We start from the raw sequence: 26,128 nt of genomic DNA on the forward strand, positions 1-26,128 counted from the left end.
TTTGCGAACAGAACGTGTCGTTTTTCAGGCAACCGATTACGAGGAGCCCGTGATGTACATCAAAACGCTGGGGTTGATTGGTTTTGGCGAGGCCGGTGCGATACTCGCCCAAGATATTGCCCGCCAGGGTGTCCATGTGCAGGTATACGACAAGCTTCAGCAAGATGAAGCTTGTCGCGGCGCACTGTTGACAAAGGCACAGGCATGTGGAGTCAGGCTTTGTGCTTCGGCTATCGATGCCAGTGACGGCGCCGACCTGGTCATGTCTGCAGTGACCGCCGGTGCCGCCCTTGAGGTCGCCCTGCACCTCATGCCACAGCTCAGATCCGGGCAAGTTTTCATGGATCTGAATTCTGTGGCGCCAGCAACAAAAAAAGCAGCGCACCAAGCCGCAACGCACCATGGTGTGGACTATGTCGATGCGGCAGTCATGGCACCGCTGCCGCCACAGCGCTTGAAAACCCCCATGCTACTGGGCGGCCCTCGGGCACTTGAACTCGAAACTGCGCTAAAGGGGCTCGGCTTGAATGTTCAAACCGTAGCAAACACCATTGGTGTGGCGTCTTCCATCAAGATGTGCCGCAGCATAATGATCAAAGGGCTTGAAGCGTTGACAACCGAGTGCATGGCCACTGCGCGGCAATATGGCGCAGAGGATTTCGTACTCGCTTCACTGCATGAAAGCTTTCCTGGCTCAGGCTGGGACGGAACACTTGCGCACTATCTCATCAGCCGAGTCGCCGAACATGGCTTCAGACGCGCAGAGGAGATGGAGGAAGTAGCGCGAACCGTATCTGACGTTGGCGTGGATGCGAATATGAGCTTGGCGACTGCCGCAACCCAGCGCGCATTTGCACAAGCGATCCGTAACGCAGGGCTTGTATATGCCGACCTTCTGCCTTTTGACTGGGTTCAGGTAGTCGATAAATTACAGGCCACGCCCACCTAAGCTCCATAATCGCATGCTGGCCAGAATGGCCAGGCTGCAAAACGCCCACCGAGCGCAACCGTAAAAACAAAAAGCCCCCAAACCTTTCAGCTTGGGGGCTCTTCGTAGAATGTGGCGGTGAAGAAGGGATTTGAACCCTTGATACGATTTCTCGTATACACACTTTCCAGGCGTGCTCCTTCGACCACTCGGACACTTCACCGTTTTCTCTTCAAGCCATTCAGCCTGTCGAGGCGCGCTAATTTAGTAGAAGACCTTTTCTTTGGCAAGCATTTTTTTCAGTTTTTTCATGCATTTAAGCCAAACCACCGAAAAGCCGAGGCTGCCAAGGCAAAGCCGCCAATCTCGCCAGCGCTTTTACCGCACCCGGCCGCCCTGCCCTGATTGCGCAAGGCATGCGGCCAGTCGCTGACTGGCTGGTCAGCCTTGCTGCTTTACCTGGCCCGCGGCGCTGGGTAACGTCGTCGCCACGCCACCTAAAGGACTCTGTCATGAGCGAGCTGATTACCTACCACGCCGAAGACGGCATCGCCACCCTGACCCTGAACAACGGCAAGGTCAACGCCATCTCACCGGATGTCATCACTGCCTTCAACGCCGCCCTGGACCGCGCCAAGGAAGATCGCGCCGTGGTCATCATCACCGGGCAGCCAGGCATCCTGTCCGGCGGCTATGACCTTAAAGTGATGACCGCAGGCCCCAAGGAAGCCATCAGCCTGGTCACCGCCGGCTCCACCCTGGCCCGGCGCCTGCTCTCTCACCCGTTCCCGGTGATTGTCGCCTGCCCCGGCAACGCCGTGGCCAAGGGCGCCTTCCTGTTGTTGTCCGCCGACTACCGCATCGGTGTCGAGGGGCCTTACAAGATCTGCCTGAACGAAGTGCAGATCGGCATGACCATGCACCACGCCGGCATCGAACTGGCCCGCGATCGCCTGAACCGCGCAGCATTCCAGCGTTCGGTGAACAATGCCGAAATCTTCGACCCACATGGCGCGATGCAAGCGGGCTTCCTCGACAAGGTGGTGCCGGCCGAGCAGTTGCTCGACACCGCACTGGCCGCTGCGCGTGAATTGAAGAAGCTGAACATGCTGGCGCACAAGAACACCAAGCTGAAGGTGCGCAAGGGCCTGCTGGATGCCCTGGATGAGGCGATCGAGCTGGACCAGAACCCGCTCGGTTGACCCTGGAGGCCCTCTGGCCGGTACGCCGCCCTGAGGGCCATTACGGCGAACCCAAGGTTTGCCCAATCCAGTGCACAGCCGTACACTGCACCGCGACTGTCTGGTGTGAGTCGTACCATGCTTTACTGCCTTCGCATGCTCCTGCTGGCGCTGCACTTCCTGCTGGTCGGGGCCATTGGCCTGCTGATCGGCCTGCTGCGCCCCTTCAATCGCGACAACAGCCGCATCTTCGCCCGCCTTTACAGCCTGCCGGCCACTTGGCTGCTGCGCATCAAGGTCGAGGCCGAAGTCGGCCCGCTGTGGGACCAGCCACCCGGCTGCGTGATCATTGCCAACCACCAGTCCAACTTCGACCTGTTCATCCTCGGCCATGTGGTGCCCCGCCGCACTGTCGCCATCGGCAAGAAAAGCCTCGGCTGGATCCCGCTGTTCGGGCAGTTGTTCTGGCTGGGCGGCAATGTACTGGTGGACCGCAAGAACGCTTACCAGGCGCGCAAGGCCATGCAGGTGACCACGCGCATCCTGCGTGACGACACCTCGATCTGGATTTTCCCGGAAGGCACGCGCAACCCCGAAGACCAATTGCTGGCGTTCAAGAAAGGCGCCTTCCACATGGCCCTCGAAGCGGGCGTGCCAATCGTGCCGGTGTGCGTCAGCCGCTATGCGCGGCGCCTGGGCCTGAACAGCTGGCGGCGCCGCACAGTGATCGTGCGCTCACTGCCGCCGATCAACACCGAAGGGTTGACCCAGCAAGACATTCCAACGTTGATCGAGCAGTGCCGTGGGCAGATGCAGCAGTGCATCGACCACATGGAAGGCGAGCTGGCCAAACGCTAGGTTGCCCTCAAGGCCCATACAGCCCAAGCTGTAACCCGTGTGCAACCGGAAAAGTGGATAACCATGGGTCGAGTCGTGGCATCGGCGGTGTACAGCGCCGGCAGAAAAGTCACCAACATCAGCATCGACGAGGGCAGCGAGTGGGCGCGCAAGCCCGGGCATTTCGTCTGGATCGGCCTGGAAGAGCCCAATGCCGAAGAACTGGCCAACCTGCAGTGCCAGTTCAACCTGCACGAACTGGCCATTGAAGACGCACTGGAGAAACACAGCCGGCCCAAGCTCGAAACCTTCGGCGACGCGCTGTTCATCGTCACCTATTCACCCGTGCGCCATGAGGGCAAGCTGGAGTTCATCGAAACCCACATCTTCGCCGGCAACGGCTACATCATTACCTGCCGCAATGGCCACTCCAAATCCTATGCCCTGGTGCGCCAACGCTGCGAGGCGCGCCCCTTGCTGTTGGAGCACGGCGAAGATTTCGTGCTTTACGCACTGCTGGACTTCGTTACCGAAAACTACCAACCGGTCAGCGAAGCCATCCATGGCGAGATCGAAGAGCTGGAGCAGAGCGTGCTCACCGGCTCGTTGCTCGAAGACGACATTCGCCGCCTGCACAGCCTGCGCCGTGACATCTTGCGCCTGCGCCGCTATGTGGCACCGATGGTGGAGATAAGCGAGGAGCTGCAGCGCCTGAGTTTCCCCTTCATCGACAAGAACATGCGCCCCTACTTTCGCGACGTGCAGATCCACGTGACGCGGCAAATGGAAGATTTGGTCGGGATCCGCGACATCGCCAGCCAGACCATCGAGATCGGCATGCTGCTGGAGTCACGGCGGCAAAGCATCGTGCAGCGCAAGTTCGCAGCGTGGGCGGCGATTCTGGCTTTCCCCACGGCGATTGCCGGGATCTACGGGATGAACTTCCAGAACATGCCGGAGCTTGGCTGGCATTACGGGTATTTCGGGGTACTGGCGGTGATCGGGCTGGGATGCACCGGCCTGTTCGCCAGTTTCAAGCGCTCCGGCTGGCTTTAGCGTGTCGGGGCTGCTTTTGCAGCCCCTGTGGTTCAGGCAGCGCTGTCGCTGGCCTTGGCTGGCTGCTGGATGAAGCGCATCATCCACTCGCCGACCAGGTCGCCCTGGTGTTCAGTGGCCAGGCTAGCCACTGCCTTGTGGTAAACCTCATCCCCCAGGTATTCCTGACGCGCATCCAACAAGGCCCGCGAATAGTCGTGGACAAACTCCGGATGCCCCTGGAAGCACAGCACCTGGTCGCGAATGTGATACGCCGCATTCGGGCAGAAATCGCTCGACGCGATCACCGTGGCGCCTTCAGGCAGCTCGGTCACCTGGTCCTGGTGGCTGATCAGCAGGGTCAGCTCGGAAACCTCAGGGTCCATCCATGGCGCATGCGCCGCCAGCGAGTAGCGATGGATGCCAACGCCCCACCCCTTGTCGGCCCGCTCGGCCTTGCCACCCAGGGTCAACGCCAGCAACTGATGGCCGAAGCACACACCCAGCAGCTTTTCGCCGCGCTGGTAAAGCTTGAGCAAATACGCCTTGAGGGTCTGGATCCATGGATCGGTACCGAACGAGTCCGCCTTGCTGCCTGTCACAAGGTAGGCATCGAAACGTTCATCGTCGGCGGGGTAATCGCCGTTCATCACGTTGTACACACGAAACTCGGCTGCGATCGGCTGCCGCGAGAAGAGCTGCTCGAACATCCTGCCGTAGCCCTGATACTGCGCGGTCAACTCCGGTCGCAGGACATCGGTCTCAAGGATGCAGATGCGTAACGACATAGGGATAGTCCTGAACGACATGGGTGGGAATCAGCTGTAGAGACTGCCGTGAAAGGCACGTACAAGCAAGTAGGCTGCACTGACGAACGGTCACATTTTGTCGGGTAGGCGCAGGGTGTTGCGCCACTGTCTAGCCAGAGCGTGCCAGAGGGCTGGCTTTTTGCCTCATATCATCAAACAATCGATTTTCAGCTTTAATAGAACAAAGGGTTCTTAAACATGGATGACGTTCACCCTACTGTTGGTTGTATATCGATGCAAAGAGGTAAGTGGTAGGGCGTGCAGGCACGCTGCGGTGATCGACCCGAAGTGCGACAAGGAAGCCAACGGGTATTCAGGAATAACAACAAGAAGGCGGTCCGCCATGTTCAGACAATCGAAACTTCGCCAAGCTGGGCTCATTTTATTCGCCACGACGTTGCTGTTGATCTTGCCGAACCTGACACGTTTGTTCGGATGACGATGGCAGTGGCCTCAAGGGGCAACGCACAGGTAACCTGCCGGCCATGACGGTCGGAGCGTGCCCATGCGCCTAGGTTTTGCCCTGCTAGCCCTTCTTCTCAGCCTGCCCCTGTCGGCGGCCCAACTGCACCTGGAACTCGACGGCTCGTCGCGCACTCTGGACAGCGCAGATTTGCTGCGCATGCCGCAAGCACGCGAAATAAACATCGAGCAGGACGTCTCTTATAAACGGCCCATGCGATACCGCGCGGTGCCTTTGGCCACGCTGTTGCAAGGCGTCCAGGCAGATGATCACCTGCAGGCCGTGGCGCTGGACGGTTTCGCTGCCGAAATGCCGGCCGCGCCGTTGCTGCAAGAGGGCCCGGCACGCGCCTGGCTGGCCATCGAAGACCCCGCCGCGCCGTGGCCGGCACTGGGCAACGGCAAGCCAAGCGCCGGGCCGTTCTACCTGGTGTGGACCGCCCCACAGGCAAGCGGCATCCGCCCCGAGCAATGGCCGTTTCAGATCGCCACCATCCGCCGCCTGGCGGCGGTGGAACAACGCTTCCCGGCGCTGCTCCCTGACCCGAAGCTGCCGGCCGAAGACCCGGTGCGCCAGGGCTTTGCCCTGTTCCAGCAGAACTGCCTGGCCTGTCATCGGCTCAACGGTGCGGGGGATGCCCAGTTCGGCCCGGACCTGAATGTGCCGCACAACCCGACCGAGTATTTCCAGCCGGGGTTCCTGCGCCAGTACATTCGTGACCCGCAAAGCTTGAGGCAGTGGCCACAGGCGCGGATGCCGGGGTTTGCAGAAAGTGTTTTGAGTGAAGAGGAACTGGATGCCCTGCTGGCTTATCTGGGGCATATGGCCAAGCGCAGGCCTTGAAGGCCAATCGCCGGCTGGCCGGCGATTGGATCGGGCTGCTAGGCAGCCCCAGTGGGTTTCAGGCTATCGGCCGTTCCTGCTTGACGCCCCACCCCTCTACTTCGCCGCCATAGGGTGACACGACCTGCTCGAACGCCTCTTCGAAGTCCCCGATACCACCATAGGTGGCATACATGATCTTGCTCAGTTCCAGGTGCCACACACCATCACCCCGTTCTCGCACCTGAGCATTGAGCGACTCACCGCGAAACTGCCCGGCCGCGCGTCGCGCACCGGCTTCATCTGGAAATACCGCGTAGAACTCGATGGGATGGATACGGCTGAAATCGAAACCGCCAGCTTTCATCTGACGCAGGACATTGCTGCTGATATCGTCGTTCTGGCTGCTCATGAATCGTCCTCCTGAATAAAGCAATGGATAGACTTTCCGTGCACTACGCACCTGCCGGCATTGCCGTGCAGTTCGAGCTGATGCAAGACGCGAATTGACAGGTGCAGCCCCGCAGAACAGGCCAACACCTCCCACTAGCGTAGTGCCTGGCGCGGCACCACGCCAACCGCGCGGGTCAGGAAGATTCCTGGATACGGGTGATGACCACGCCGTTCTGCTCCTTGAGCCAACGTGCCGTGGGGGATGGGGCCCGGTCCTGGAAGTCGTTGAGGTCCAGTTCATCCATGACCGGGAAAAGATGCGAACGAATGGCACGAGCTGCCTCTTCCTCGCTGGGGCACTGTTCGCCGTGCATCAGCAGCGTGGTTGGCTCGCCTTTCTGGTCGGCAAAGATGACTTCCCACTCTTTCATTGAATAGCCCTCTCAAGCAGAGAACACCGGGGTGATGCCTGTTAATGCTTGACCGTGAGCCGGGGGTTTTGTTCAGTCAGTTGCAGCCACTGGTGACCGCAGGCCGGCGCCCTACCTTGTGGGAGCAACTGTCTTGCTCAACCTCTAAAAGCTGGCGCGATCCCTGTGGGAGCCGGCTTGCCGGCGATGGGCCGCCAGGCGGCCCTGTTTGCAAGTTACTTCGGTGTACCGTGCACCACACCGGCCGTGTTGTCGAGCAGGCTCTTGGTCGCGGTCTGAATATACGCTTCGAGTTTCTTGAGCATTTCCGGCTGGTCCGGGCTTTCGATCAGCTCGGCCTTGAACTCGCTGCCCAGCTGGTAGCGGTAAAGGCGCGGGGTCATGTCCTTGGACTCGATGAGGATGCGGTCACCCTGCACCAGGCCAACGATCTGCTCGCTGCCCGACGGCTTGATCATACCGATGCCCTGGTCGCCCTCAGGCAGGTTGAGCAGGTCGCGGCCCCAGCACTGGTGCCGTGCCTGGCCACCCAGGCGGCCCATGATGGTCGGCACGATGTCGACCTGGGTGCCCACGGTGTGGTTGACCGCACCGAACTTCTCCTGGATACCCGGCGCGATCAGCAGCAGCGGCACGTTGAAGCGGCCCAGGTCCAGTTCGGTGACCTGCTGGTGGTTGCCAAAACCATGGTCGCCAACGATGACGAACAGGGTGTCCTTGAAGTACGGCTCCTTGCGCGCCTTCTCGAAGAACTGGCCCAGCGCCCAGTCGGAGTAGCGCATGGCGGTCAGGTGCTCGTCCAGGCGGCCCTGGCCTGTGACCTTCTCGACCGGCAGATCCTTGGGCAAGGCATACGGGGTGTGGTTGGACAGCGTCTGCAGCAGCGCGTAGATCGGCTTCTTGCCGTCGTGCTTGGCCAGTTCTTCGTTACCACGATCGAACATGTCCTGGTCGGAAACGCCCCAGGTCGGGTCGGAGAACACCGGGTCGACGAAGTCGTTGCGGCCGATGAAGGTGGTCATGCCCTGGTTGCCGAAGAAACCGGACTGGTTGTCCCAGGCGAAGTCACCGTTGTAGACATACACGTCGTCGTAGTCACGGGCGCTCAGCAGCGCCGGCAAGCCCGACAGCTTGTGGCCGCCTTCCGGGGTCTGCATCAGGTATTCGAAGCCCGGCAGGTTGGGGAAGCAGGCCATGGTGGCGAACATGCCCTGGTGGGTATGGGTACCGTTGGAGAAGAAGCGGTCGAACAACAGCCCTTCCTTGGCCAGCTTGTCGAAGTACGGGGTGATGTTGTTCGGGCTGCCCAGGGCGCCTACCGAATGGCCGGCGAAGCTCTCCATGAGGATCACCACGACGTTCTTGACCGGCAAGGTACCTTCGGCCGGCGGCACGAAGTCACGGCGCACGGCGGCCTCGTCTGCATCGACCAGCGTGTCGTAAGGGGTCAGGAGATGTTCGCGCACGGTCTGCGTGGCCAGGTTCTGCTCCAGCACCGGCTTCCAGATGTTGGCGCGGTCCTCGCCGAAACGGCTCTTGGCAGCGTCGATCAGGGTCAGAGTACCGTTGAGGCCCAACTGGTTGACGAAGTTGGAGTCAGTGGTGAAGGCATCGCCCCAGCGCATGGGCGGGCCCTGGCGCAGGGTGCCACGGGCGGCAACCACAGCCACCAGCAGGATCACCATGAACACGGCCAGGCGGTGGTACCACGGCGCAACACTGCGCTGCACGGCAACGCCACTGCCACCGACGCCACGGGTCAGGCGGTCGATGCCCTTGAACAGCAGGCTCAGCAGCCAGGTGCCGAACAGCCAGGCCAGCAGGTAGCGGACCACCGGGAAGCCGTACCAGAGCATGCTCATCACGGTTTTCGGGTCTTCCTTGATGTACTGGAAGACCAGGCCGTTGAGGCGCTGGTGAAACTCGCGGTAGAAGTCCAGCTCCATCAGGCCGAGGAACATCACCACGCTCGAGGTGAGGGTCAGCCAGAGGCGGAACAGCCCGCGCCGGGCCATGGCCCATGGGCTCAGCGTTGCCAGCAGCAACGGGATGCTCAGGTACACCACCACGCGCAGGTCGAAGCGCAAACCGTTGAAAAAGCCTTCGGCAACGGTGGAGTAAGGGGTGTCGCCGATCATGTCACTGTTGTAGACCAGCAGCGCCAGGCGCACCAGGCTGAGCATCAGCATGATCACCAGGGCACTGAGCAGCGTGTAGGCCAAGTGCGATTTCAAGGTCGGCGAGAAGGCTCGCGCGCCCTGTTGCTTCAAGGCATCTGTGTTAGCCATGAATGGGAAGATCCTAGGATTGCGTGTTTGCGGGATGGCGCCGGCGCTAGACCAACGCAGCATTGTGCGGGTGCGGATTCTGTTTAAACCAATGTGAAAATTTTGTCACGGCGCTGTTGCTGGTTTTGTCTGCGCGAGCAAAATGCCCCTATCCAAGGCGCACATTGCCCCTGGGACCGGCAATGGCCCAGATCACCAGGCCGACCACCGGCAGCAAGGCGATCAGCAGTATCCACAGCACCTTGACCCCTACCTCCCGGCCACTCTTGATCACATTGAGGATTGCCCAGATATCCAGCGCCAGAATGATCAGGCCAACCAGCCCGTTGAACGTCGAACCCATGGCAAAACCCCCGTTGAAAGTCAGTGTGGCTGAGCATAGTCAGCTATCACGTCGATAGAAGGGAATCCTTGGCCTGCCCTGCCGGTCACTGGATAGACTGCAAGCATTCACAGATTCGAGGTTCGTATGCCCCCAGCCCATACCCAAACCCCCGCCTCGCCCTCCTTGTTGAGCGCCTGGCGCCAGCAGGCAGCCAATACCCCGTGGCTCAGCGCGGGCCTGGGCGTGAGCTTGTTGGCGGTCATCGTGCTACTGGCGGCGAGTTTCTGGAACGCCGTCAACGGCGAGCATGCCGACAGCCTGCACCTGGCTCTGCTCGGTGGCCTGTCCGGCTTCGGCGCCACCGCCTTGGGCGCGGTACTGGCCGTTGTGCTGCGCGATGTCAGTGCCCGCAGCCAGGACGTGATGCTGGGCTTTGCGGCCGGCATGATGCTGGCCGCCAGTTCGTTTTCATTGATATTGCCCGGCCTTGAAGCTGCCCGCGAAATTACCGGCAACGGCCCGGCCGCCGCCTTTACCGTAGTGCTGGGCATGGGCCTGGGTGTGCTGCTGATGCTCGGGCTCGACCGCTTCACCCCGCACGAACACGAAAGCACCGGCCCCTGCGGCCCTGAGGCCGAGCGCATCAGCCGGGTTTGGCTGTTCGTGCTGGCGATCACCCTGCACAACCTGCCCGAGGGCATGGCTATTGGCGTGAGCTTTGCCAATGGCGACATGAATGTCGGCCTGCCGCTGACCAGCGCCATCGCCATTCAGGACATCCCCGAGGGCCTGGCCGTAGCGCTGGCCTTGCGCGCAACCGGGTTGTCCAACTTCAAGGCCGCGCTGGTGGCGATTGGCTCGGGCCTGATGGAGCCCTTGGGCGCGGTGATCGGGTTGGGGATTTCCACAGGTTTCGCCCTCGCCTACCCCATCAGCATGGGGCTGGCGGCGGGGGCGATGCTGTTCGTGGTGTCCCACGAGGTGATACCCGAAACCCACCGCAATGGGCATCAGACCGCAGCGACGCTGGGGTTGATGGGCGGGTTTGCGGTGATGATGTTTCTGGATACGGCACTGGGTTGAAACGACTTACCGACGCCGCTCTTGTAGGAGCGGCCTCGTGTCGCGAAAGGGCTGCGCAGCAGACCCAGCAATTTGTGTTGCGCTGCTGAATCTTGGGGCCGCTTTGCGGCCCTTCGCGACACAAAGCCGCTCCTACAGGCGTGTGAGCTGCCTTGAGCGCTTTCAGTGCCATTATCACCTGGCTTTGTTCAGCGCGGCCAGCTGCACCTTGCTGCAGGTAGGAGCGGCCTCGTGTCGCGAAAGGGCTGCGCAGCAGACCCAGCAATTTGTGTTGCGCTGCTGAGACCTGGGGCCGCTTTGCGGCCCTTTCGCGACACGAGGCCGCTCCTACATCCGATTCAGCTGTGAACAGCCACCTTGAGCGCCTCCAAGGCCGGCTCTACCTTGATACCCAGTTCAGCACCCAGCTCCAGCACCCGCGCCAGGTCGTTCTGGCCGACCATCACCACTTGCAACTCATCATCAAGCAACTGGCTGAAGTTGAGCAGCACATAACCACCGGCCTCTTTGTTCAGCGCAGCCATTTGAACCTGGATGCGGTTGAGCGCCGTCAACGGCTCGGTACGCGCCAGTTGCTTGGGCTTGAGGGTGAACGGCACGCTCTTGTCGAACGAATCGCTGATGTGCTGGAACAGCTCCTGATAGCTGTCGGCCTGGAACACAACGGTGTCGGGCAGGCTACCAAGCACCACCCACTCGCCCAGCGGGATGGGGAAGCTGTCGTCGTAGTTGATGTCCGGGTTGGCGGCGAGGAAGGCAGCGGGGTCGGCGTAGGCCTGCGCGGCCTCGTCGGCGATGCGCTCGATGTCTTCATCGCGCATGCAGCCGGCGCCGATGAGGCTGATGAATTCGAGCAACTGGTTTTTCATGAAGGGGGCCTGCGACGGGTGAAAAGTCGCCAAGGATAGCCGCAAATGCCCCCAGGCAGTTAGCCGGCCAGCGCCTGCAGGCGCGCTGCGGTATCGGCTGCGCCCATGGTGTGCGCCGCCATCAGCGCGGTGGCGCCGCGCGCATCCTGGTGTGCCGGGTCGGCGCCTTGGGCCAGCAGGTAGTCAAGAATCTCTACACGGTTGAACATGGCCGCCAGCATCAGTGCAGTACGCCCGTCCTGCGCAGCGGCGTCGACCGGCACGCCGTTTTCCAGCAACAGCCGGATCATCGCCAGGTCACCCTTGAACGCCGCACCAGCGATCGGAAGTTGGCCGTTGTCGTTGGCAACAAGCGGGTCGGCACCATGGCTCAGCAATACGCGAACCGCTTCATGGTGGCCATGGTAGCTGGCCAGCATCAGCAGCGTGTCGCCTTTGTGGTTGCGCAGATTGGCTGGCAAGCCACCGGCCAGAAGACGCTCGAGCATCTCGGCATCCCCCTGACGGGCACGCTCGAAGACCTGCTCGGCGAATGCCGCGGTCTCGTCATCGGTCATGGCGGCGGGTGCTTGTTGTTCAGACATCTGGAACCTCCTGTCAGAAAAGATTGCCCAAGTGTTTGTCAGGCAAGCCCAGCAGGTCAAAGGTTCAGAATCTATAGCGCCGATAGGCATTGGCCGGCTCGTGCAAATTGCACTGTGCAAAATGCACGACCATGCAGCCTGCACGGCACCACCCTCCAGGAAACAATGCTAAGACATTGAAAATAAAGGATTTTTATAAGAACCGAGTTCTGGCACGTTCACTGCAACTATCAACTCACGTCTGCCCACACATCAGTCAGGAGTTGATATGGACCTCATTCAGGAAAAGTTCGTCTCGGTGTTCTCGGCCTATCAGGTCACCACCCAGCCTCGCCCCGACGGCGGCATCCTGCTGACGCTGCGTGCCACCGATGGCAGGGTTACCCGCCGTGTGCTGACCTACGGGCAACTGCACAGCGCCGAACAGCTGTCTTGGGCAATCAGCGCCATTCGCCGCGACCTGGCCGAGCAAGCCAGTGAACTGCCGGTGATTTCGATGCTGCAGAGCCAGCAGCGCTTCGCGTTGCCGACCTACCGTTGAGTTTTGTCTGCACCGGCCGCTTCGCGGGTAAACCTGCGCCCACAGGTACTGCATTGCCCATAGGGATGGCGGGGTACCTGCAGGCACAGGCTTGCCCGCGAGGGGCCGGAGCGGACACTAGAACTCGTCGATCCCGGCGTACGCACGCGCCGTATCATCCCCGGTAAAGCGCGCCTGCATGCCCTGCTCGCTGGCATACAGCCGCAGCGCCAGGCAGAACGGGTTGTCCCCCAGCTCCACCCAGCGCCGGCTCCCTGCCGGAATCACCAGTTGGTCGCCTTTCTCACACACCAGCGCATACACATAGTCACCCAGGCGAAGCCCGATCTGGGCACGACCTGTGACTACGGCAAATACTTCATCAACCTCATGCACATGCTCATCGCGCAGGTCGACCTGTGCCGGGTCGGCACCGTCGCGGTTGAGCACACTGAACGCTGCGCAGCCCTGGGCAGTCATCAACCGGTCAAGGTGTTCGCGGCAGGCGCTCATTACTTCATCCTGGCTGCTGCCTGGCCGTATGCGCAGCTCCAGCGCAGCGTGGTCAAAACGCACGCCCTGCTCTGCCAGCGTTGCGGTGATGTCGTCGTGGTGGGTCAGTACCTTGTTCGGCAAGGCCGGGCTGGACGGGTGGAATACACAGAGGATACTCATCAGCGGCTGGTCCTGATCGATTTCAAACGAGTGGCAATGATAACGGCTGCCGCGAGCGCTGCGGCGCTGGCCATACCAAAGGTGAAGGTGGGGCCCAGCAGCTTCCAGCTGTAGCCCGAATACAACGCCCCCAGCGCACCGCCGGTGCCAGACAGCGCGGCATACAATGCCTGGCCCTGGCCTTGCTGACGTGCGCCGAAACTGGCCTGGACGAAGGCGATGGAGGCAGCGTGGAAGCAGCCGAACGTGGCTGCGTGCAGCACCTGGGCGAAGATCAGCACACCCGGCTCGCCCGCCAGGTTGCCCAGCAGCAGCCAGCGCAGGGCGGCCAACAGGAAGCTGGCCAGCAGCACCTGCTGCACGCTGAAGCGCGTGAAGATGCGGCTCATGACCATGAAGATCAGCACTTCGGCCACCACCCCCAACGCCCACAGCAGGCCGATGGCGCCGCGGCTGTAGCCCAGGTGTTCCAGGTGCAACGTGAGGAAGGTGTAGTAAGGCCCGTGGCTGAGCTGCATCAAGGCCACGCACAGGTAGAAGCCAACCACCCCAGGCGCCCGCAACTGGCGCAGAAAGCCGCCCGCGTCGCGCCGCTCGCCCTGCTCCACCGGTTGGGCATTGGGCACCCACAGGCTGGCCGCGACAATGCCCGCCATGATGGTCACCAGGGCGACCGGGTAGATATCCAGGCTCAGCCATTCGAACAACCGCCCAAGGCCGACCACGGTGAGGATGAAACCGATCGAGCCCCACAGGCGCACCTGGCTGTAGCGCGCCGTCTGCCCGTGCAGGTGGGCCAGGGTGATGACCTCGAACTGCGGCAGCACCGCGTGCCAGAAGAACGCGTGCAGGGCCATCACCAGCGCCAGCCAGGCGTAGCTCTTGCCGAAGAAGATCAGCGAAAAGGTGGCCAGGGTACACAGCGCGCCGAGGCGCACGATCAGCAGCCGCTGGCCGCTGCGATCACCCAGCCAGCCCCACAGGTTGGGGGCGATGCAGCGCATCAGCATGGGGATGGCTACCAGCTCGCCGATACGCGCCGGGGGGAAGCCGAGGTGGTCGAAGTACAGGGCCAGGAACGGGGCTGTCGAACCCAGCAGAGCGAAGTAGAAAAGGTAGAAGCTGGACAGGCGCCAGTAGGGGATCGGATTCATCAGGGCTCAGCCAGAATGGGGTATTGCCTGTACCGGCCCTATCGCCGGCAAGCCGGCTCCCACACTGCACCTGTGGGGCCGGTTCAAGCCGGCTCCTACACTGCACCTGTGGAGCCGGTTCAAGCCGGCGCCCATGCTGCCCGTGTGGGAGCCGGCTTGCCGGCGATAGGGCCGGTACTTGCGAATCAGAGCTGGCCCAGAACCGGAGTTGCGACCTTCACCTCGGCATTCTGCGCCCGGTGACGCAACAGGTGATCCATCAGCACGATAGCCATCATCGCTTCGGCGATCGGCGTGGCGCGGATGCCAACGCACGGGTCGTGACGGCCCTTGGTGATGACATCGACCGGGTTGCCGTCCACGTCGATGGAGCGGCCCGGCACGGTGATGCTCGAGGTCGGTTTGAGCGCCAGGTGGGCGACGATCGGCTGGCCAGAGCTGATACCGCCCAGAATCCCGCCCGCGTTATTGCTGAGGAAGCCTTCGGGGGTCAGCTCGTCGCGGTGCTCGGTGCCGCGCTGGGCGATGCTGGCGAAGCCGGCACCGATTTCAACACCCTTGACCGCGTTGATGCTCATCAGCGCATGGGCCAGCTCCGCGTCCAGGCGGTCGAAGATCGGCTCGCCCAGGCCTGGCATCACGCCTTCGGCCACCACGGTGATTTTTGCCCCGACCGAGTCCTGATCGCGGCGCAGCTGGTCCATGTAGGCCTCAAGCTCCGGCACCTTGTCCGGGTCGGGGCTGAAGAAGGCGTTGTCCTGCACCGAATCCCAGGTCTTGAAGGGGATTTCGATCGGCCCTAGCTGGCTCATGTAGCCGCGCACCTGGATGCCCTGGGTGGCCAGGTACTTCTTGGCGATGGCACCGGCCGCCACGCGCATGGCGGTCTCGCGGGCCGAGCTGCGGCCACCGCCGCGGTAGTCGCGGATGCCGTACTTGTGGTGGTAGGTGTAGTCGGCGTGGGCCGGGCGGAACAGGTCTTTTATCGCCGAGTAGTCCTTGGACTTCTGGTCGGTGTTGCGGATCAGCAGGCCGATCGAGCAGCCGGTGGTACGGCCTTCGAACACGCCGGAGAGGATCTCCACTTCGTCCGGTTCCTGGCGCTGGGTGGTGTGCCGGCTGGTGCCGGGCTTGCGCCGGTCGAGGTCGTGTTGCAGGTCGGCGAGGGAGATTTCCAGGCCCGGAGGGCAGCCATCGACAATGGCGACCAACGCCGGGCCATGGCTTTCGCCAGCGGTGGTGACAGTGAACAGCTTGCCGTAGGTATTGCCGGACATGGACGCTCCGCGAGTCTGCCTGAGATTGACGAAAGCAGCAGTATACAGATGGAATGGTGGTCTGTGAGCGCCCTGTCACCGGCTTGCCGGCGATAGGCGATCATGGCCAGGCCACCTGCCGAACCTTCCCATGAACGGTGGGTCAAACGCTCATCTCCCCATGTAGTACCGCATGATGCCGCGCTTCGTCGCCTTCTTCCTCCTGCTGTGCACCGGCCTTGCCCAGGCAGCCTCGCCCACCGTCCTGCAACGCCCTATCGACCTGGACACCGGGCAAGGTGTGCTGCATGGCAGCCTGCTGTTGCCGCAACAGGCCACCCCGCCCCCTGTGGTGTTGATCATCGCCGGCTCCGGCCCTACCGACCGCGATGGCAACAACCCGGCCTCTGGGCGTATCGACAACCTCAAACGCCTGGCGCTGTTGCTGGCCAACGAGCACATTGCCAGCGTGCGCTACGACAAGCGCGGTGTGGCCGCCAGCCTGCCGGCCACGCCCGATGAGCGCAACCTCAGTGTCGAGCGCTACGTCGCCGACGTGGTGGCCTGGAGCCGCAAGCTCAAGGCCGACCCGCGCTTCGGCCCGCTGATACTGGTCGGCCACAGCGAAGGTGCACTGATTGCCAGCCTGGCCGCCGAGCAGGCCGGCGCCAGCGCCGTCATCACCCTGGCCGGCAGCGGCCGGCCCATCGCCGATGTGCTGCGCGAACAACTGGCGCAACGCATGCCGCCCGCGCAACTGGCCCGCAGCAGCGCCCTGCTCGAACGCCTGCAGGCCGGGCAGACCAGCCTGGATGTCCCCGCCCCCCTGCGCCAGGTATTCCGCCCCAGCGTGCAGCCCTACCTGATCTCACTGTTCCGGCAAGACCCGGCCAAGGCCTTCGCCCGCCTGCCGATGCCTGCGCTGATCATCCAGGGCCGCAACGACGTGCAGGTCGATGTGGCCGACGCCGAGCGTCTGAAGGCGGCCAAACCCGATGCCCAACTGGTACTGATCGACGGCATGAACCACATGCTGCGCATCAGCCCCAAGGCCATGAGCGAGCAGCGCGACAGCTACCTGAACCCTGAACTGCCGCTGGCCCGTGAGTTGGGTGAACGAGTGGTGACGTTCATTCATCAATTGCCCTCAGCCTGAGGAGATCGCCGCACAATGGCCTCAGGTCCTGGGCGATACGGCCGATAAGCTCGGTATTGGCTTGCATGTGAGAACGCCCTGATGACCGATGCCCCCGCCGCCGTAGAACCGGCCGAAGAGCCGCAAGCCCCGGAAAGCCCAGTGCTGCCCTGGGCTGACCTGGCAGTAGAACACTTTCAGTTGCTGCGCCTGGCGCCGCTGCCTACCGACCGCAACAGCGGCGCACGGCCGCTGCGTTTCGTCGAGTTCGGCCATGCCGAGCGCCACGACAAGGCGCACAGCCTGCTGCGCATGGAAATCCGCCTGCCCGGGCAGAAGGTGCGCAAGGAGCAGAACCAGCTGGATGTGCGGGTCGACCACCTTGAGCGGCGGGTGAGCATCGGCAGCGACAGCGGCCTGCAGCTGGAGCCACTGAACCGCGGCTTGGGGCGTTTCATGCTGGCCCAGGCCGTGCAATGGCTGCAGCGCAAGTGGTCGCACTACCACATCGAAGGCATGGCGCTACCGAACAAGGATGCCCTGAACGAAGACACGCGCCTGCGCCGTGACCGCTTCCTGAGCGCGACCGGCATCGAGGTGGAGTACGCCGACGGGCAGCACCTCAAAGGCCGTACTGTCGAAGCCACGGTGGGCCAGCTCAAGGGCGGCTGGAACAGTGAGAAGGTGCAGCGGGTGGCCATGCTCGAGGCGGCCGGGATGCTGCAGCAGGCCGAGCAGAACCTTCTGGAGAAGGAGGCGCAACTGCGCGAGCGCGATGAGCGGGTGGCCAAGTACCAGCGCGAGGACAGCGGGCTGCGCTTTACCATTACCTGCCTGGTGGCGTTTGCGGTGTTCCAGGCTGGGTTGTTGATCTGGATTGCCACCCGCTAGAGCAAGTGGGCGCATGCCATGGGTGTTACAGCGGTTTTGAGACCGTGCAACCAAGGCATGCCCCCGCCCCATTAAGCCCCTATCAAACGCGGGCCTTGAACAGCTCCTGATGCTGCCGGCACTGCTCCGCCGTCAGCATGAACACCCCATGCCCACCGCGCTCGAAGTCCAGCCAGGCGAAGTCGACCTCCGGGTACAGCGCCTCGACATGCACCTGGCTATTGCCCACCTCGACAATCAGCAGGCCCTTCTCGGTCAGGTGCTCGGCTGCCTCGGCCAGCATGCGCCGCACCAGGTCCAGGCCATCGTTGCCGCAGGCCAGGCCCATCTCCGGCTCATGGTGATACTCGGCCGGCATGTCGCCGAAGTCCTCGGCATCGACATACGGCGGGTTGGACAGGATCAGGTCGAAGCGCTGCCCCGGCAGGCCCGCGAAACCGTCGCCCTGCACCGTGTACACACGCTCGTCCAGGCCATGGCGCTCGATGTTCTGGTTGGCCACTTCAAGCGCTTCGAAGGACAGGTCGGCCAATACCACCTCAGCCTCGGGGAACACCTCGGCAGCCACGATCCCGATGCAACCGGAGCCCGTGCACAGGTCGAGAATGCGCGCAGGCTCGTTGGCCAGCCATGGCTCGAAGCGTTTTTCGATCAGCTCACCGATTGGCGAACGCGGTACCAGCACACGCTCGTCAACGATGAACGACATGCCGCAGAACCACGCCTCACCCAGCAGGTAGGCAGTGGGTACACGGTCTTCGATACGGCGCTTGAGCAGGTGCTGCAGGCGTACACGCTCGTCGTCCTCGAGCTGGCAATCCAGGTAGCTGTCGGCGATTTCCCACGGCAGGTGCACGGCGCCCAGCACCAGCAGGCGGGCTTCATCCCAGGCGTTGTCGGCACCGTGGCCGAAGAACAGCTCGTGCTCGTGGAAGCGGCTGACCGCCCAGCGGATATGGTCGCGCAAGGTGCGCAGACGAGATGTGATCACGGGGTACTCCTATTCAGATCTGGACAAAAGTCTAACAGCCCGCACCACACAAATGTTCCTGCGGATCGCCCAGCGGGTAGCCACAGGCCAGTAACTGCGCCGGTTTCGATGTCAACCATTCCCATTGGCGCCAAGGCAAGGGAGAATAGGTATACAAAAGCCCTTCCAAGGAGCCCTTGATGTCCGTTCCAACCACGATGTTCCGCCTCACTGGCCGCGATTACCCGCCGGCCAAGCTGAGCCAAGCCAGCCTGATCGTCATCGATGCGCAAAAAGAGTACCTCAGTGGTCCCCTCGCGCTGTCGGGCATGGACGAGGCCGTGGCCAACATCGCCAGGTTGCTCGACGCCGCCCGCAAGGCCGGCCGTCCGATCATCCACGTCCGCCACCTCGGTACCGTCGGCGGTCGCTTCGACCCGCAAGGCCCCGCTGGTGAATTCATCCCGGGGCTGGAGCCACGCGACGGTGAAATAATCATCGAAAAGCGCATGCCCAACGCGTTCAAGAACACCAAGCTGCACGAAACCCTGCAGGAGCTGGGGCACCTGGACCTGATCGTCTGCGGTTTCATGAGCCATTCCAGCGTCAGCACCACCGTGCGCCGGGCCAAGGACTATGGTTATCGTTGCACCCTGGTGCAAGACGCTTCGGCGACCCGCGACCTGGCCTTGAAAGACCGCGTGATTCCCGCTGCGCAGATTCACGAGTGCGAAATGGCCGTAATGGCCGACAACTTCGCCTGCGTCGCCCCCACCGCCAGCCTGATCTGAGCCTGGCGAGCTGACCACCGCCCGGCTGCCGGGCGGAACCCGGGGGCCGGTTGCGGGTCGAATTCCGGATATCCACAGAGGAAATCGGAATGAAGCTCAAAGGCAGTTTCGACGCCAAACGCCTGCGCCAGCGCGAGCCAAGCAACTGGGGCGCCCGCTTGGCCGCAGGCCTGTCGGCGCTGCTGGCCACGTTCGGTGTGCTGCTGGCCATGGCCGGCATCGCCGGTTTGCTCGGTAATTACCCGGCCTTTGCCGAGCTCAATGCCAACCGCCCGCTTTCGATAACCCTGAGCGTAGTCGGGCTGTTGCTCCTGTACCTGGGCGTGCGCTTCTGGCGGCGCAGCCGCATTCGCCTGCGCCGCGGTCGGGAGCTGAACATGTCGCCGCACCTTATGAAGAAGCACGACTGAAGGCTTTGCTGAAGCCTCCTGGCCCTGCCGGCGGCAGGGCCATTGCTGACGCCACAGGGTTGATCGCGTAAACTACGCCGCCCACGTGGAGGCCCCATGCAAGACGACGATTTTTCCCTGTTCAGCGCCGAGGTGCGCGGCGTCAAGCCGATCAAGCACGACCGTGCCGAGGTCGGCAAACCCAAGGCTGACCGCAAGCAGCTGGCCGGCCTGCGCCAGGCGGCGACCGTGCGCAGTGACCAGCCGTTGGTGATTGACGGCCTGTCCGACCAGTTCGTCATCGACGTGGGTGCCGAAGACGAGTTGATGTGGCGCCGCGACGGCGTGCAGGAAACCCAGCTGCGCAAGCTCAAGCTCGGCCAGATCGCCTTCGAGGGCAGCCTCGACCTGCACGGCATGACTGTCGAGAAGGCCCGCGAAACCCTGTGGGCTTTCATAGCCGAGGCCACCAAGCTGGAAGTACGCTGCGTACGCGTGACCCACGGCAAGGCCGCGCGCCTGGATGGCAAGCGCCCGATGATCAAGAGCCACGTCAACACCTGGCTGCGCCAGCACCCGCAGGTGCTCGGTTTCGCCTCCTGCCAGGCCCGCCACGGCGGCACCGGTGCCGTGTACATAATGCTCAAACGAACCATGATGGAAGGCCGCGACGAGTAACGCCGCGCTTGCAGCGCAGGCTTTGCCGCCGTAACCTTCGTTTTTGCGATTTTTTCCCACAGGTAGATACATGTCCCTGGAACAGAACTACACCGAGATCCTCAGCCAGATCGGCGAGGACGTCTCCCGTGAGGGCCTGCTCGACACGCCCAAGCGGGCTGCAAAGGCCATGAAATACCTTTGCCGCGGTTATGAGCAGACGCTGGAAGAAGTGACCAACGGCGCACTGTTCACCTCCGACAACAGCGAGATGGTGCTGGTCCGGGACATCGAGCTGTATTCGATGTGTGAACACCACATGCTGCCGTTCATCGGCAAGGCGCACGTGGCCTACCTGCCCAAAGGCAAGGTACTGGGCCTGTCCAAGGTCGCACGGATCGTCGACATGTTCGCCCGCCGCCTGCAGATCCAGGAAAACCTCAGCCGCCAGATCGCCGAGGCCGTGCAGCAGGTGACCGGCGCTGCGGGTGTGGCGGTGGTTATCGAAGCCAAGCACATGTGCATGATGATGCGCGGTGTAGAGAAGCAGAACTCGACCATGCTCACCTCGGTGATGCTCGGCGAATTCCGCGACAACCCGGCCACGCGCATGGAGTTCCTCGGCCTGATCAAATGATCGGCGCGTGACCCGAGCCGGCCCTGTGGGTCGGCTTTTTATTTTCAGGAGTTGCAGATGATCGTCAAAGCCTTGCGGGTTGGCCTCGGCCAGCTCATCGTGTTCGGCGACCTGATCAGCCGCCCGGCCAAGCGCAAACGCGATGCCGCGGCCCAGGCGCATGTCGAGCAGCAGGCCAAGGGCCTTGCGCTGTACCAGTTCCATGCGTGCCCGTTCTGCGTGAAAACCCGCCGCACCCTGCACCGCTTGAACGTGCCAGTGGCATTGCGCGATGCCAAGAACGACCCAGAGCACCGCCACGCGCTACTCGAAGGTGGCGGCCGGGTGAAGGTGCCGTGCTTGCGCATCGAAGAGCAAGGCAACGTGACCTGGATGTATGAGTCCAAGGCAATCATTGCCTACCTGGACAAACGCTTCGCGAGTATCTGAGGCGGTTTTTTGTAGGAGCGGCCTTGTGTCGCGAAGGGCTGCGAAGCGGCCCCAGGATATCAGCGGCGCCACAGATATCCTGGGGCTGCTGCGCAGCCCTTTCGCGACACAAGGCCGCTCCTACCCGCAGCAAGGTGCAAATGGCCTCGCTGAACAAAGCCAGGTGGTGATGACACTAAAAGCGCTCAAGGTCGCTATTCACGCCTGTAGGAGCGGCAAGGTGCAAATGGCCGCGCTGAACAAAGCCAGGTGGTGACGACACTGGAAGCGCTCAAGGTCGCGGTTCACGTCTGTAGGAGCGGCCTTGTGTCGCGAAGGGCCGCAAAGCGGCCCCAAGACTCAGCTGAGCAACACAAATTGCCGGGGCCGCTGCGCAGCCCTTTCGCGACACAAGGCCGCTCCTACGGAACCTGTGAGGCCTGCTCAGCCCACCATCGGCACATGCCGAGGATGCGCGGCCACCCGGTCCAGCCAGGCTCGCACCCCCGGGTACTCGGCCAGGTCGAACCCACCCTGATGCGCCACATGGGTGTAGGCATACAACGCCACATCGGCAATCGAATATTGCTCACCCACCAGATACGGCGTCATCTGCAACTGCCGCTCCATCACCCTCAATGCCTTGTAGCCGCCCTTGTGCAGCTTGCGGTATTCGTCCACGCGCTCGTCAGGCAAACCCAGGTAAAACTGGATGAACCGCGCCACGGCGATGTACGGCTCATGGCTGTACTGCTCGAAAAACTGCCACTGCAGCACCTGGGTACGCAAACGCGGCTCGCTGGGCAGGTACTCGCTGCCATCGGCCAGGAAATTGAGAATGGCGTTGGACTCCCACAGGCAGGTGCCGTCCTCGAGCTGCAGCACCGGCACCTTGCCATTGGGGTTCATCGCCAGAAATTCGGGCGTTTCGGTCCCCCCCTTGAGGATATCCACCGGATGCCATTCATAAGGGCTGTCCAGCAGGCTGAGCATCAGCTTGACCTTGTAACAGTTGCCCGACTGGTAGTCGCCATAGACTTTGTACATCGCCCCTCCCTCCCATGCAGTTGCGCATTCGTGCCCAATAGTTGGCGACTGTACGGCTAAAAGCAATGCCCGCTGTATGGCAAGAATCAACCCGGCGCGCGTTAGTCTGAAAAAACTGCTTACACATGGACAAGGACTTACCCCATGACCGATGCCACCTCCGCACGCCTGCGGCCCCTGGCAGACAGCTCAACGTCGGCCGTAGTCGCCGGTTTCATCGCCATGCTCACCGGCTACACCAGCTCGCTGGTGCTGATGTTCCAGGCTGGCCAGGCTGCAGGCCTTTCCACGGCGCAGATCTCGTCGTGGATCTGGGCCTTGTCCATCGGCATGGCGGTCTGCAGCATCGGCCTGTCGCTGCGCTACCGCACGCCGATCACCGTGGCCTGGTCGACGCCCGGGGCTGCGCTGTTGATCACCAGCCTGGGCGGGGTCAGCTACGGCGAAGCCATCGGTGCCTACATCACCTGTGCCGTGCTGGTGCTCATCTGCGGCCTGACCGGCAGCTTCGAACGCCTGGTCAAACGCATCCCGGCATCACTGGCCTCGGCATTACTGGCCGGCATCCTGTTCAAGATCGGCAGCGAAATCTTCGTCGCAGCGCAGCACCGCACGCTGCTGGTGCTGGGCATGTTCTTCAGCTACCTGCTAGTCAAACGCCTGTCGCCGCGCTACTGCGTGCTGGCAGCGTTACTGGTGGGCACAGCGCTGTCCGGCGCACTGGGCTTGCTGGACTTCAGCGGCTTCAGGCTGGAAGTGGCCACACCGGTGTGGACCATGCCCAGCTTCTCGCTGGCCGCGACCATCAGCATCGGCATTCCACTGTTCGTGGTGGCCATGACCTCGCAAAACATGCCCGGTGTTGCCGTGCTGCGCGCCGATGGTTATCAGGTCCCGGCTTCGCCATTGATCTCAACCACCGGCTTTGCCTCACTGCTGCTGGCCCCGTTCGGCTCGCACGGCGTCAACCTGGCGGCCATCAGCGCAGCGATCTGCACCGGGCCGCATGCCCATGAAGACCCAAGCAAACGCTATACAGCGGCAGTGTGGTGCGGGATTTTCTACGGCATTGCCGGGGTATTCGGCGCCACCCTGGCGGCGTTATTCGCTGCGTTGCCCAAGGAGCTGGTGTTGTCTATCGCGGCATTGGCGCTGTTCGGCTCGATCATGAACGGCCTGACGGTGGCCATGAGTGAGGCGCGCGAGCGGGAGGCAGCGCTGATTACCTTCATGGTGACGGCGTCGGGGTTGACCCTGTTTTCGATCGGGTCTGCATTCTGGGGGATTGTGGCGGGGGTGGTGACCCTGCTGATTCTCAACCCGCGCAGGGCCTGACCGAAGGGGTGCCGTACCGCCCCCATCGCCGGCAAGCCGGCTCCCACAGGAACCCCACTGACTTCACGGCATGTGGTGTACCTGTGGGAGCCGGCTTGCCGGCGATAGGGCCGGTACAAACGATCACAAACGGAAATGCCCCACCATCCCCTTAAGGTCACTGCCCAACTGCGCCAGCTCGATACTTGACTGCGCATTACCCTGCATTGCCAACGCCGCCTGATCGGCACTGCCCCGAATCTGCGTGACACTGCGGCTGATCTCTTCAGCCACCGAACTCTGCTGCTCTGCCGCCGCGGCAATCTGCTGGTTCATCTGCTGAATCAACGACACCGCCGCCGCAATACTGCCTAGGGCGCTTTCGGTTTGCAGCGCATCGGCCACCGCCAAGCGTACCAGGTCGGTACTGCCTCGGATCTGCGCCACCGACTGCTGGGCATTGCCGCGCAGGCTGGCAACCAATCGCTCGATCTCCTCGGTGGACTGGCGGGTACGCCGGGCCAGCGCCCGCACTTCATCGGCCACTACGGCAAAACCACGCCCCTGCTCGCCCGCCCGCGCCGCTTCGATGGCGGCATTGAGCGCCAGCAGGTTGGTCTGCTCGGCGACGCTCTTGATCACTTCCAGCACATCGCCAATGGTGTGGATCTCGGCGCTCAGGCTGTCGATACCCGCGCTGGCAGCATCCGCCGCCGCCGCCAGTTGCTCGATACGCTGCATGCTCTGGCGCACCACCACCTGGCCGGAATCGACCTTCTCGTCAGCGGCCTGGGCCGCCAGTGCCGCCTCTTCGGCATTGCGCGCCACATCGTGCACGGTGGCGGTCATCTGCTGCATGGCGGTCGCCACCTGCTCGGTCTCTTCCTTCTGGCTACCCACTTCGCGGTTGGTCTGCTCGGTGACCGCAGACAGGGCCTGGGCACTGCCAGCCAATTGCTCGATGCCCTGCTGCAGGCCGCTGACGATGCCTGACAGCCCGGCAGCCATCTGCTGCATGGCCTGCATCAATTGGCCCACTTCATCGTTGCGCGCAGCTTCCACGTCCAGGCTCAACTCCCCGGCAGCGATGCGCTGGGCACGGCCAATCACCCGTTTAAGCGGGCCGACCACCGCCCGCGTGATCAGCCACCCCGCCAGCACGCCCACCAGCAGCGCCAGGCCGGTAGCCAGGGCGATGGCCACGGCATTGCGCGTCAGCTCAGCCTGCATCGCCTGCTCGTCCGCCGCATAGGCCTGATCGACCCGCTGCGTAGCCTGCTCGGCACGCGCCTGCAGTTGCGCCTTGATACCGTGCTCTTTGCCGAGCAGGTCAGTGTATTCGTTGAGTTTGTCGGAGAAGCTGGTGATATGCCCCTGCACCTCGCCCAGCACGCTCTGGTAGCCCGCATCGCCGACCGCCGCCTTGAGCTGCTCGACCAGCCCTGCCGCTTCAACTGTCTGGGCGATGCGCCCTGCGCCTGCACCTTCCTCACCCTTGCGGCTCTGGTCCAGGCGCACGCGTGCCTCGTCCATGGCCTGCAGCATCAAGCGTGATACCTGGGCCACCTGCGCGGCCTGCTCCAAAAACTCCCCGCCTTGCTGGCCTTGTGACTGCTTGAGCGTGTAGGTGCCGTCATCGGCCAGGCCGGCCTGCAATACATCAAGGTTGTTGGCCACGCTGGAGACCGACCAACTGGCCATGTCCAGCGCCAGCTCCTTGGCCTGCACCGCTTCGACAAAGGCTTCGAAGGCCTGGCCATACGCCGCCAGGTCCGCTTCGGCCGCCGCCAGTGCCGGCAGGCTACGGGCGCGTTCGCTGAGGTTGTGCAGGCCGCTGCGCAAGGCGTCGGCCTCCTTGATATCGGAGCGCAGGGCAAAGGCCTGTTCGTGCTGGCGCAACTTGAGCAGGTCGGTATTGAACTGGCCCAGCTGGCGCAGGCCACCGAAATGCTGGCCGACGCTGTAAAGCGCGGCAATGCCAATAGCGGCCACCGCCAGGGTCAGCAGCAATACCAAGGCAAAGCCCAGGCCTAGCTTGCGGGCCATGCCCAGGTTGGCCAGAAAACCCTGCCTGCTCGTCTCCATACGCCGCCCCTTGCTCTCAGGATTTGCAAAGGCCAAGCGTGGCAATGATTGCGTTCAACTCACAAGGGCTTGAGGACGCGATGGTGTCAAATAGCCATGATCGTGTCGTAATCAGCTTGCTGAAGGTCGCCCTGCATGTGAAAGAGGGGCC

General features: G+C 62.7%; 28 protein-coding genes and 1 tRNA gene. 15 read left to right on the forward strand and 14 right to left on the reverse strand.

Annotated elements, in window-relative coordinates:
• The first annotated feature begins 52 nt into the window (after positions 1–52).
• Positions 53–949 (forward strand): NAD(P)-dependent oxidoreductase, encoded by an 897-nt coding sequence (locus ACW4TB_RS18995; protein WP_012313367.1) that lies wholly within the window; start codon positions 53–55, stop codon positions 947–949.
• Between the two features lie 112 nt (positions 950–1,061).
• Here ACW4TB_RS18995 and ACW4TB_RS19000 read toward each other — a convergent pair.
• Positions 1,062–1,151, reverse strand: a tRNA-Ser gene (locus ACW4TB_RS19000).
• A gap of 289 nt (positions 1,152–1,440) precedes the next feature.
• On the opposite strand from ACW4TB_RS19000, the gene ACW4TB_RS19005 reads away from it, so the two are divergent.
• From ACW4TB_RS19005 to ACW4TB_RS19015, 3 genes are all read left to right on the forward strand, one after another.
• Positions 1,441–2,130 (forward strand): crotonase/enoyl-CoA hydratase family protein, encoded by a 690-nt coding sequence (locus ACW4TB_RS19005; protein ID WP_012313366.1) that lies wholly within the window; start codon positions 1,441–1,443, stop codon positions 2,128–2,130.
• A 117-nt stretch (positions 2,131–2,247) separates the two neighbouring features.
• On the forward strand, positions 2,248–2,967 hold the full coding sequence (locus ACW4TB_RS19010; protein ID WP_279933730.1) for a lysophospholipid acyltransferase family protein: 720 nt from the start codon (positions 2,248–2,250) through the stop codon (positions 2,965–2,967).
• Positions 2,968–3,030: 63 nt separating this feature from the next.
• The gene (locus ACW4TB_RS19015) at positions 3,031–4,002 is read left to right on the forward strand and encodes a magnesium and cobalt transport protein CorA (RefSeq protein ID WP_012313364.1); all 972 of its coding nucleotides are present in this window, start codon (positions 3,031–3,033) and stop codon (positions 4,000–4,002) included.
• Between the two features lie 32 nt (positions 4,003–4,034).
• Here ACW4TB_RS19015 and ACW4TB_RS19020 read toward each other — a convergent pair whose 3' ends face one another.
• Complete coding sequence (locus ACW4TB_RS19020) at positions 4,035–4,769, reverse strand: amidotransferase (protein ID WP_012313363.1); 735 nt, start codon at positions 4,767–4,769, stop codon at positions 4,035–4,037.
• Positions 4,770–5,295: 526 nt separating this feature from the next.
• Between ACW4TB_RS19020 and ACW4TB_RS19025 the strand changes: the two genes are divergently transcribed.
• Entirely contained in the window at positions 5,296–6,096 is an 801-nt protein-coding gene (locus ACW4TB_RS19025) for a cytochrome c (protein ID WP_279933731.1), read from the forward strand.
• Between the two features lie 58 nt (positions 6,097–6,154).
• Here ACW4TB_RS19025 and ACW4TB_RS19030 read toward each other — a convergent pair whose 3' ends face one another.
• From ACW4TB_RS19030 to ACW4TB_RS19045, 4 genes are all read right to left on the reverse strand, one after another.
• Positions 6,155–6,487 (reverse strand): ribonuclease E inhibitor RraB, encoded by a 333-nt coding sequence (locus tag ACW4TB_RS19030; protein ID WP_012313361.1) that lies wholly within the window; start codon positions 6,485–6,487, stop codon positions 6,155–6,157.
• 175 nt (positions 6,488–6,662) lie between these two features.
• Positions 6,663–6,899, reverse strand: a complete 237-nt coding sequence (locus tag ACW4TB_RS19035) for a hypothetical protein (RefSeq protein WP_241802966.1) — start codon at positions 6,897–6,899, stop codon at positions 6,663–6,665.
• Positions 6,900–7,114: 215 nt separating this feature from the next.
• Positions 7,115–9,187 carry an LTA synthase family protein gene (locus ACW4TB_RS19040; RefSeq protein WP_279933732.1) on the reverse strand — a complete coding sequence of 691 codons (2,073 nt, stop codon included), beginning with the start codon at positions 9,185–9,187 and terminating at the stop codon, positions 7,115–7,117.
• 148 nt (positions 9,188–9,335) lie between these two features.
• Positions 9,336–9,530, reverse strand: coding sequence for a PLDc N-terminal domain-containing protein (locus ACW4TB_RS19045; protein WP_012313358.1), 195 nt, complete (start codon positions 9,528–9,530; stop codon positions 9,336–9,338).
• 126 nt (positions 9,531–9,656) lie between these two features.
• Here ACW4TB_RS19045 and ACW4TB_RS19050 point away from each other — a divergent pair, with 126 nt between their 5' ends.
• Positions 9,657–10,595 carry a ZIP family metal transporter gene (locus ACW4TB_RS19050; RefSeq protein ID WP_012313357.1) on the forward strand — a complete coding sequence of 313 codons (939 nt, stop codon included), beginning with the start codon at positions 9,657–9,659 and terminating at the stop codon, positions 10,593–10,595.
• A 338-nt stretch (positions 10,596–10,933) separates the two neighbouring features.
• Here the strand turns inward: ACW4TB_RS19050 and ACW4TB_RS19055 are convergent, their stop codons facing one another.
• Together ACW4TB_RS19055 and ACW4TB_RS19060 are read right to left on the reverse strand one after the other, a co-directional pair.
• Positions 10,934–11,464 carry a hypothetical protein gene (locus ACW4TB_RS19055; protein WP_254467331.1) on the reverse strand — a complete coding sequence of 177 codons (531 nt, stop codon included), beginning with the start codon at positions 11,462–11,464 and terminating at the stop codon, positions 10,934–10,936.
• Positions 11,465–11,523: 59 nt separating this feature from the next.
• The gene (locus tag ACW4TB_RS19060; protein ID WP_254467330.1) at positions 11,524–12,048 is read right to left on the reverse strand and encodes an ankyrin repeat domain-containing protein; all 525 of its coding nucleotides are present in this window, start codon (positions 12,046–12,048) and stop codon (positions 11,524–11,526) included.
• 268 nt (positions 12,049–12,316) lie between these two features.
• Here ACW4TB_RS19060 and ACW4TB_RS19065 point away from each other — a divergent pair, with 268 nt between their 5' ends.
• The gene (locus tag ACW4TB_RS19065) at positions 12,317–12,589 is read left to right on the forward strand and encodes a DUF3509 domain-containing protein (protein ID WP_012313353.1); all 273 of its coding nucleotides are present in this window, start codon (positions 12,317–12,319) and stop codon (positions 12,587–12,589) included.
• Between the two features lie 117 nt (positions 12,590–12,706).
• On the opposite strand, the gene ACW4TB_RS19070 is transcribed toward ACW4TB_RS19065, so the two are convergent.
• The 3 genes from ACW4TB_RS19070 to aroC all read right to left on the reverse strand — a co-directional run bounded on the left by ACW4TB_RS19070 (position 12,707) and on the right by aroC (position 15,674).
• Positions 12,707–13,243, reverse strand: coding sequence for an oxidase (locus ACW4TB_RS19070; RefSeq protein WP_012313352.1), 537 nt, complete (start codon positions 13,241–13,243; stop codon positions 12,707–12,709).
• A complete protein-coding gene (locus ACW4TB_RS19075; protein WP_438826658.1) occupies positions 13,243–14,397 on the reverse strand; it encodes an MFS transporter in 1,155 nt (384 codons plus the stop codon). Before ACW4TB_RS19075 ends, ACW4TB_RS19070 begins: the two co-directional genes overlap by 1 nt.
• 185 nt (positions 14,398–14,582) lie before the next feature.
• Positions 14,583–15,674 (reverse strand): chorismate synthase, encoded by a 1,092-nt coding sequence (gene aroC / locus ACW4TB_RS19080; protein ID WP_012313350.1) that lies wholly within the window; start codon positions 15,672–15,674, stop codon positions 14,583–14,585.
• Between the two features lie 172 nt (positions 15,675–15,846).
• On the opposite strand from aroC, the gene ACW4TB_RS19085 reads away from it, so the two are divergent.
• Complete coding sequence (locus ACW4TB_RS19085; protein WP_254467329.1) at positions 15,847–16,809, forward strand: alpha/beta hydrolase; 963 nt, start codon at positions 15,847–15,849, stop codon at positions 16,807–16,809.
• 81 nt (positions 16,810–16,890) lie between these two features.
• Positions 16,891–17,679, forward strand: coding sequence for a hypothetical protein (locus tag ACW4TB_RS19090; RefSeq protein ID WP_254467328.1), 789 nt, complete (start codon positions 16,891–16,893; stop codon positions 17,677–17,679).
• A gap of 82 nt (positions 17,680–17,761) precedes the next feature.
• Here the strand turns inward: ACW4TB_RS19090 and prmB are convergent, their stop codons facing one another.
• The gene (prmB, locus tag ACW4TB_RS19095) at positions 17,762–18,670 is read right to left on the reverse strand and encodes a 50S ribosomal protein L3 N(5)-glutamine methyltransferase (protein ID WP_254467327.1); all 909 of its coding nucleotides are present in this window, start codon (positions 18,668–18,670) and stop codon (positions 17,762–17,764) included.
• 179 nt (positions 18,671–18,849) lie between these two features.
• Here prmB and ACW4TB_RS19100 point away from each other — a divergent pair, with 179 nt between their 5' ends.
• The 5 genes from ACW4TB_RS19100 (at position 18,850) to ACW4TB_RS19120 (ending at position 21,552) form a co-directional block, all read left to right on the forward strand.
• Positions 18,850–19,440 carry a cysteine hydrolase family protein gene (locus ACW4TB_RS19100; protein ID WP_012313346.1) on the forward strand — a complete coding sequence of 197 codons (591 nt, stop codon included), beginning with the start codon at positions 18,850–18,852 and terminating at the stop codon, positions 19,438–19,440.
• An 89-nt stretch (positions 19,441–19,529) separates the two neighbouring features.
• Positions 19,530–19,850, forward strand: coding sequence for a hypothetical protein (locus ACW4TB_RS19105; RefSeq protein WP_012313345.1), 321 nt, complete (start codon positions 19,530–19,532; stop codon positions 19,848–19,850).
• A 96-nt stretch (positions 19,851–19,946) separates the two neighbouring features.
• Positions 19,947–20,507: a Smr/MutS family protein gene (locus ACW4TB_RS19110; RefSeq protein WP_279931274.1), complete on the forward strand. Its 561-nt coding sequence runs from the start codon at positions 19,947–19,949 to the stop codon at positions 20,505–20,507.
• A 70-nt stretch (positions 20,508–20,577) separates the two neighbouring features.
• Positions 20,578–21,123: a GTP cyclohydrolase I FolE gene (gene folE / locus ACW4TB_RS19115; RefSeq protein ID WP_012313343.1), complete on the forward strand. Its 546-nt coding sequence runs from the start codon at positions 20,578–20,580 to the stop codon at positions 21,121–21,123.
• 57 nt (positions 21,124–21,180) lie between these two features.
• The gene (locus ACW4TB_RS19120; protein WP_254467326.1) at positions 21,181–21,552 is read left to right on the forward strand and encodes a glutaredoxin family protein; all 372 of its coding nucleotides are present in this window, start codon (positions 21,181–21,183) and stop codon (positions 21,550–21,552) included.
• A gap of 423 nt (positions 21,553–21,975) precedes the next feature.
• Here the strand turns inward: ACW4TB_RS19120 and ACW4TB_RS19125 are convergent, their stop codons facing one another.
• Positions 21,976–22,578: a glutathione S-transferase family protein gene (locus tag ACW4TB_RS19125; RefSeq protein ID WP_012313341.1), complete on the reverse strand. Its 603-nt coding sequence runs from the start codon at positions 22,576–22,578 to the stop codon at positions 21,976–21,978.
• Positions 22,579–22,722: 144 nt separating this feature from the next.
• Here ACW4TB_RS19125 and ACW4TB_RS19130 point away from each other — a divergent pair, with 144 nt between their 5' ends.
• Entirely contained in the window at positions 22,723–23,913 is a 1,191-nt protein-coding gene (locus ACW4TB_RS19130) for a benzoate/H(+) symporter BenE family transporter (RefSeq protein WP_279931278.1), read from the forward strand.
• A gap of 123 nt (positions 23,914–24,036) precedes the next feature.
• On the opposite strand, the gene ACW4TB_RS19135 is transcribed toward ACW4TB_RS19130, so the two are convergent.
• Positions 24,037–25,977 carry a methyl-accepting chemotaxis protein gene (locus ACW4TB_RS19135; protein WP_279931280.1) on the reverse strand — a complete coding sequence of 647 codons (1,941 nt, stop codon included), beginning with the start codon at positions 25,975–25,977 and terminating at the stop codon, positions 24,037–24,039.
• Between the last annotated feature and the right edge of the window lie 151 nt (positions 25,978–26,128).

This window comes from Lelliottia jeotgali, from assembly GCF_977070485.1.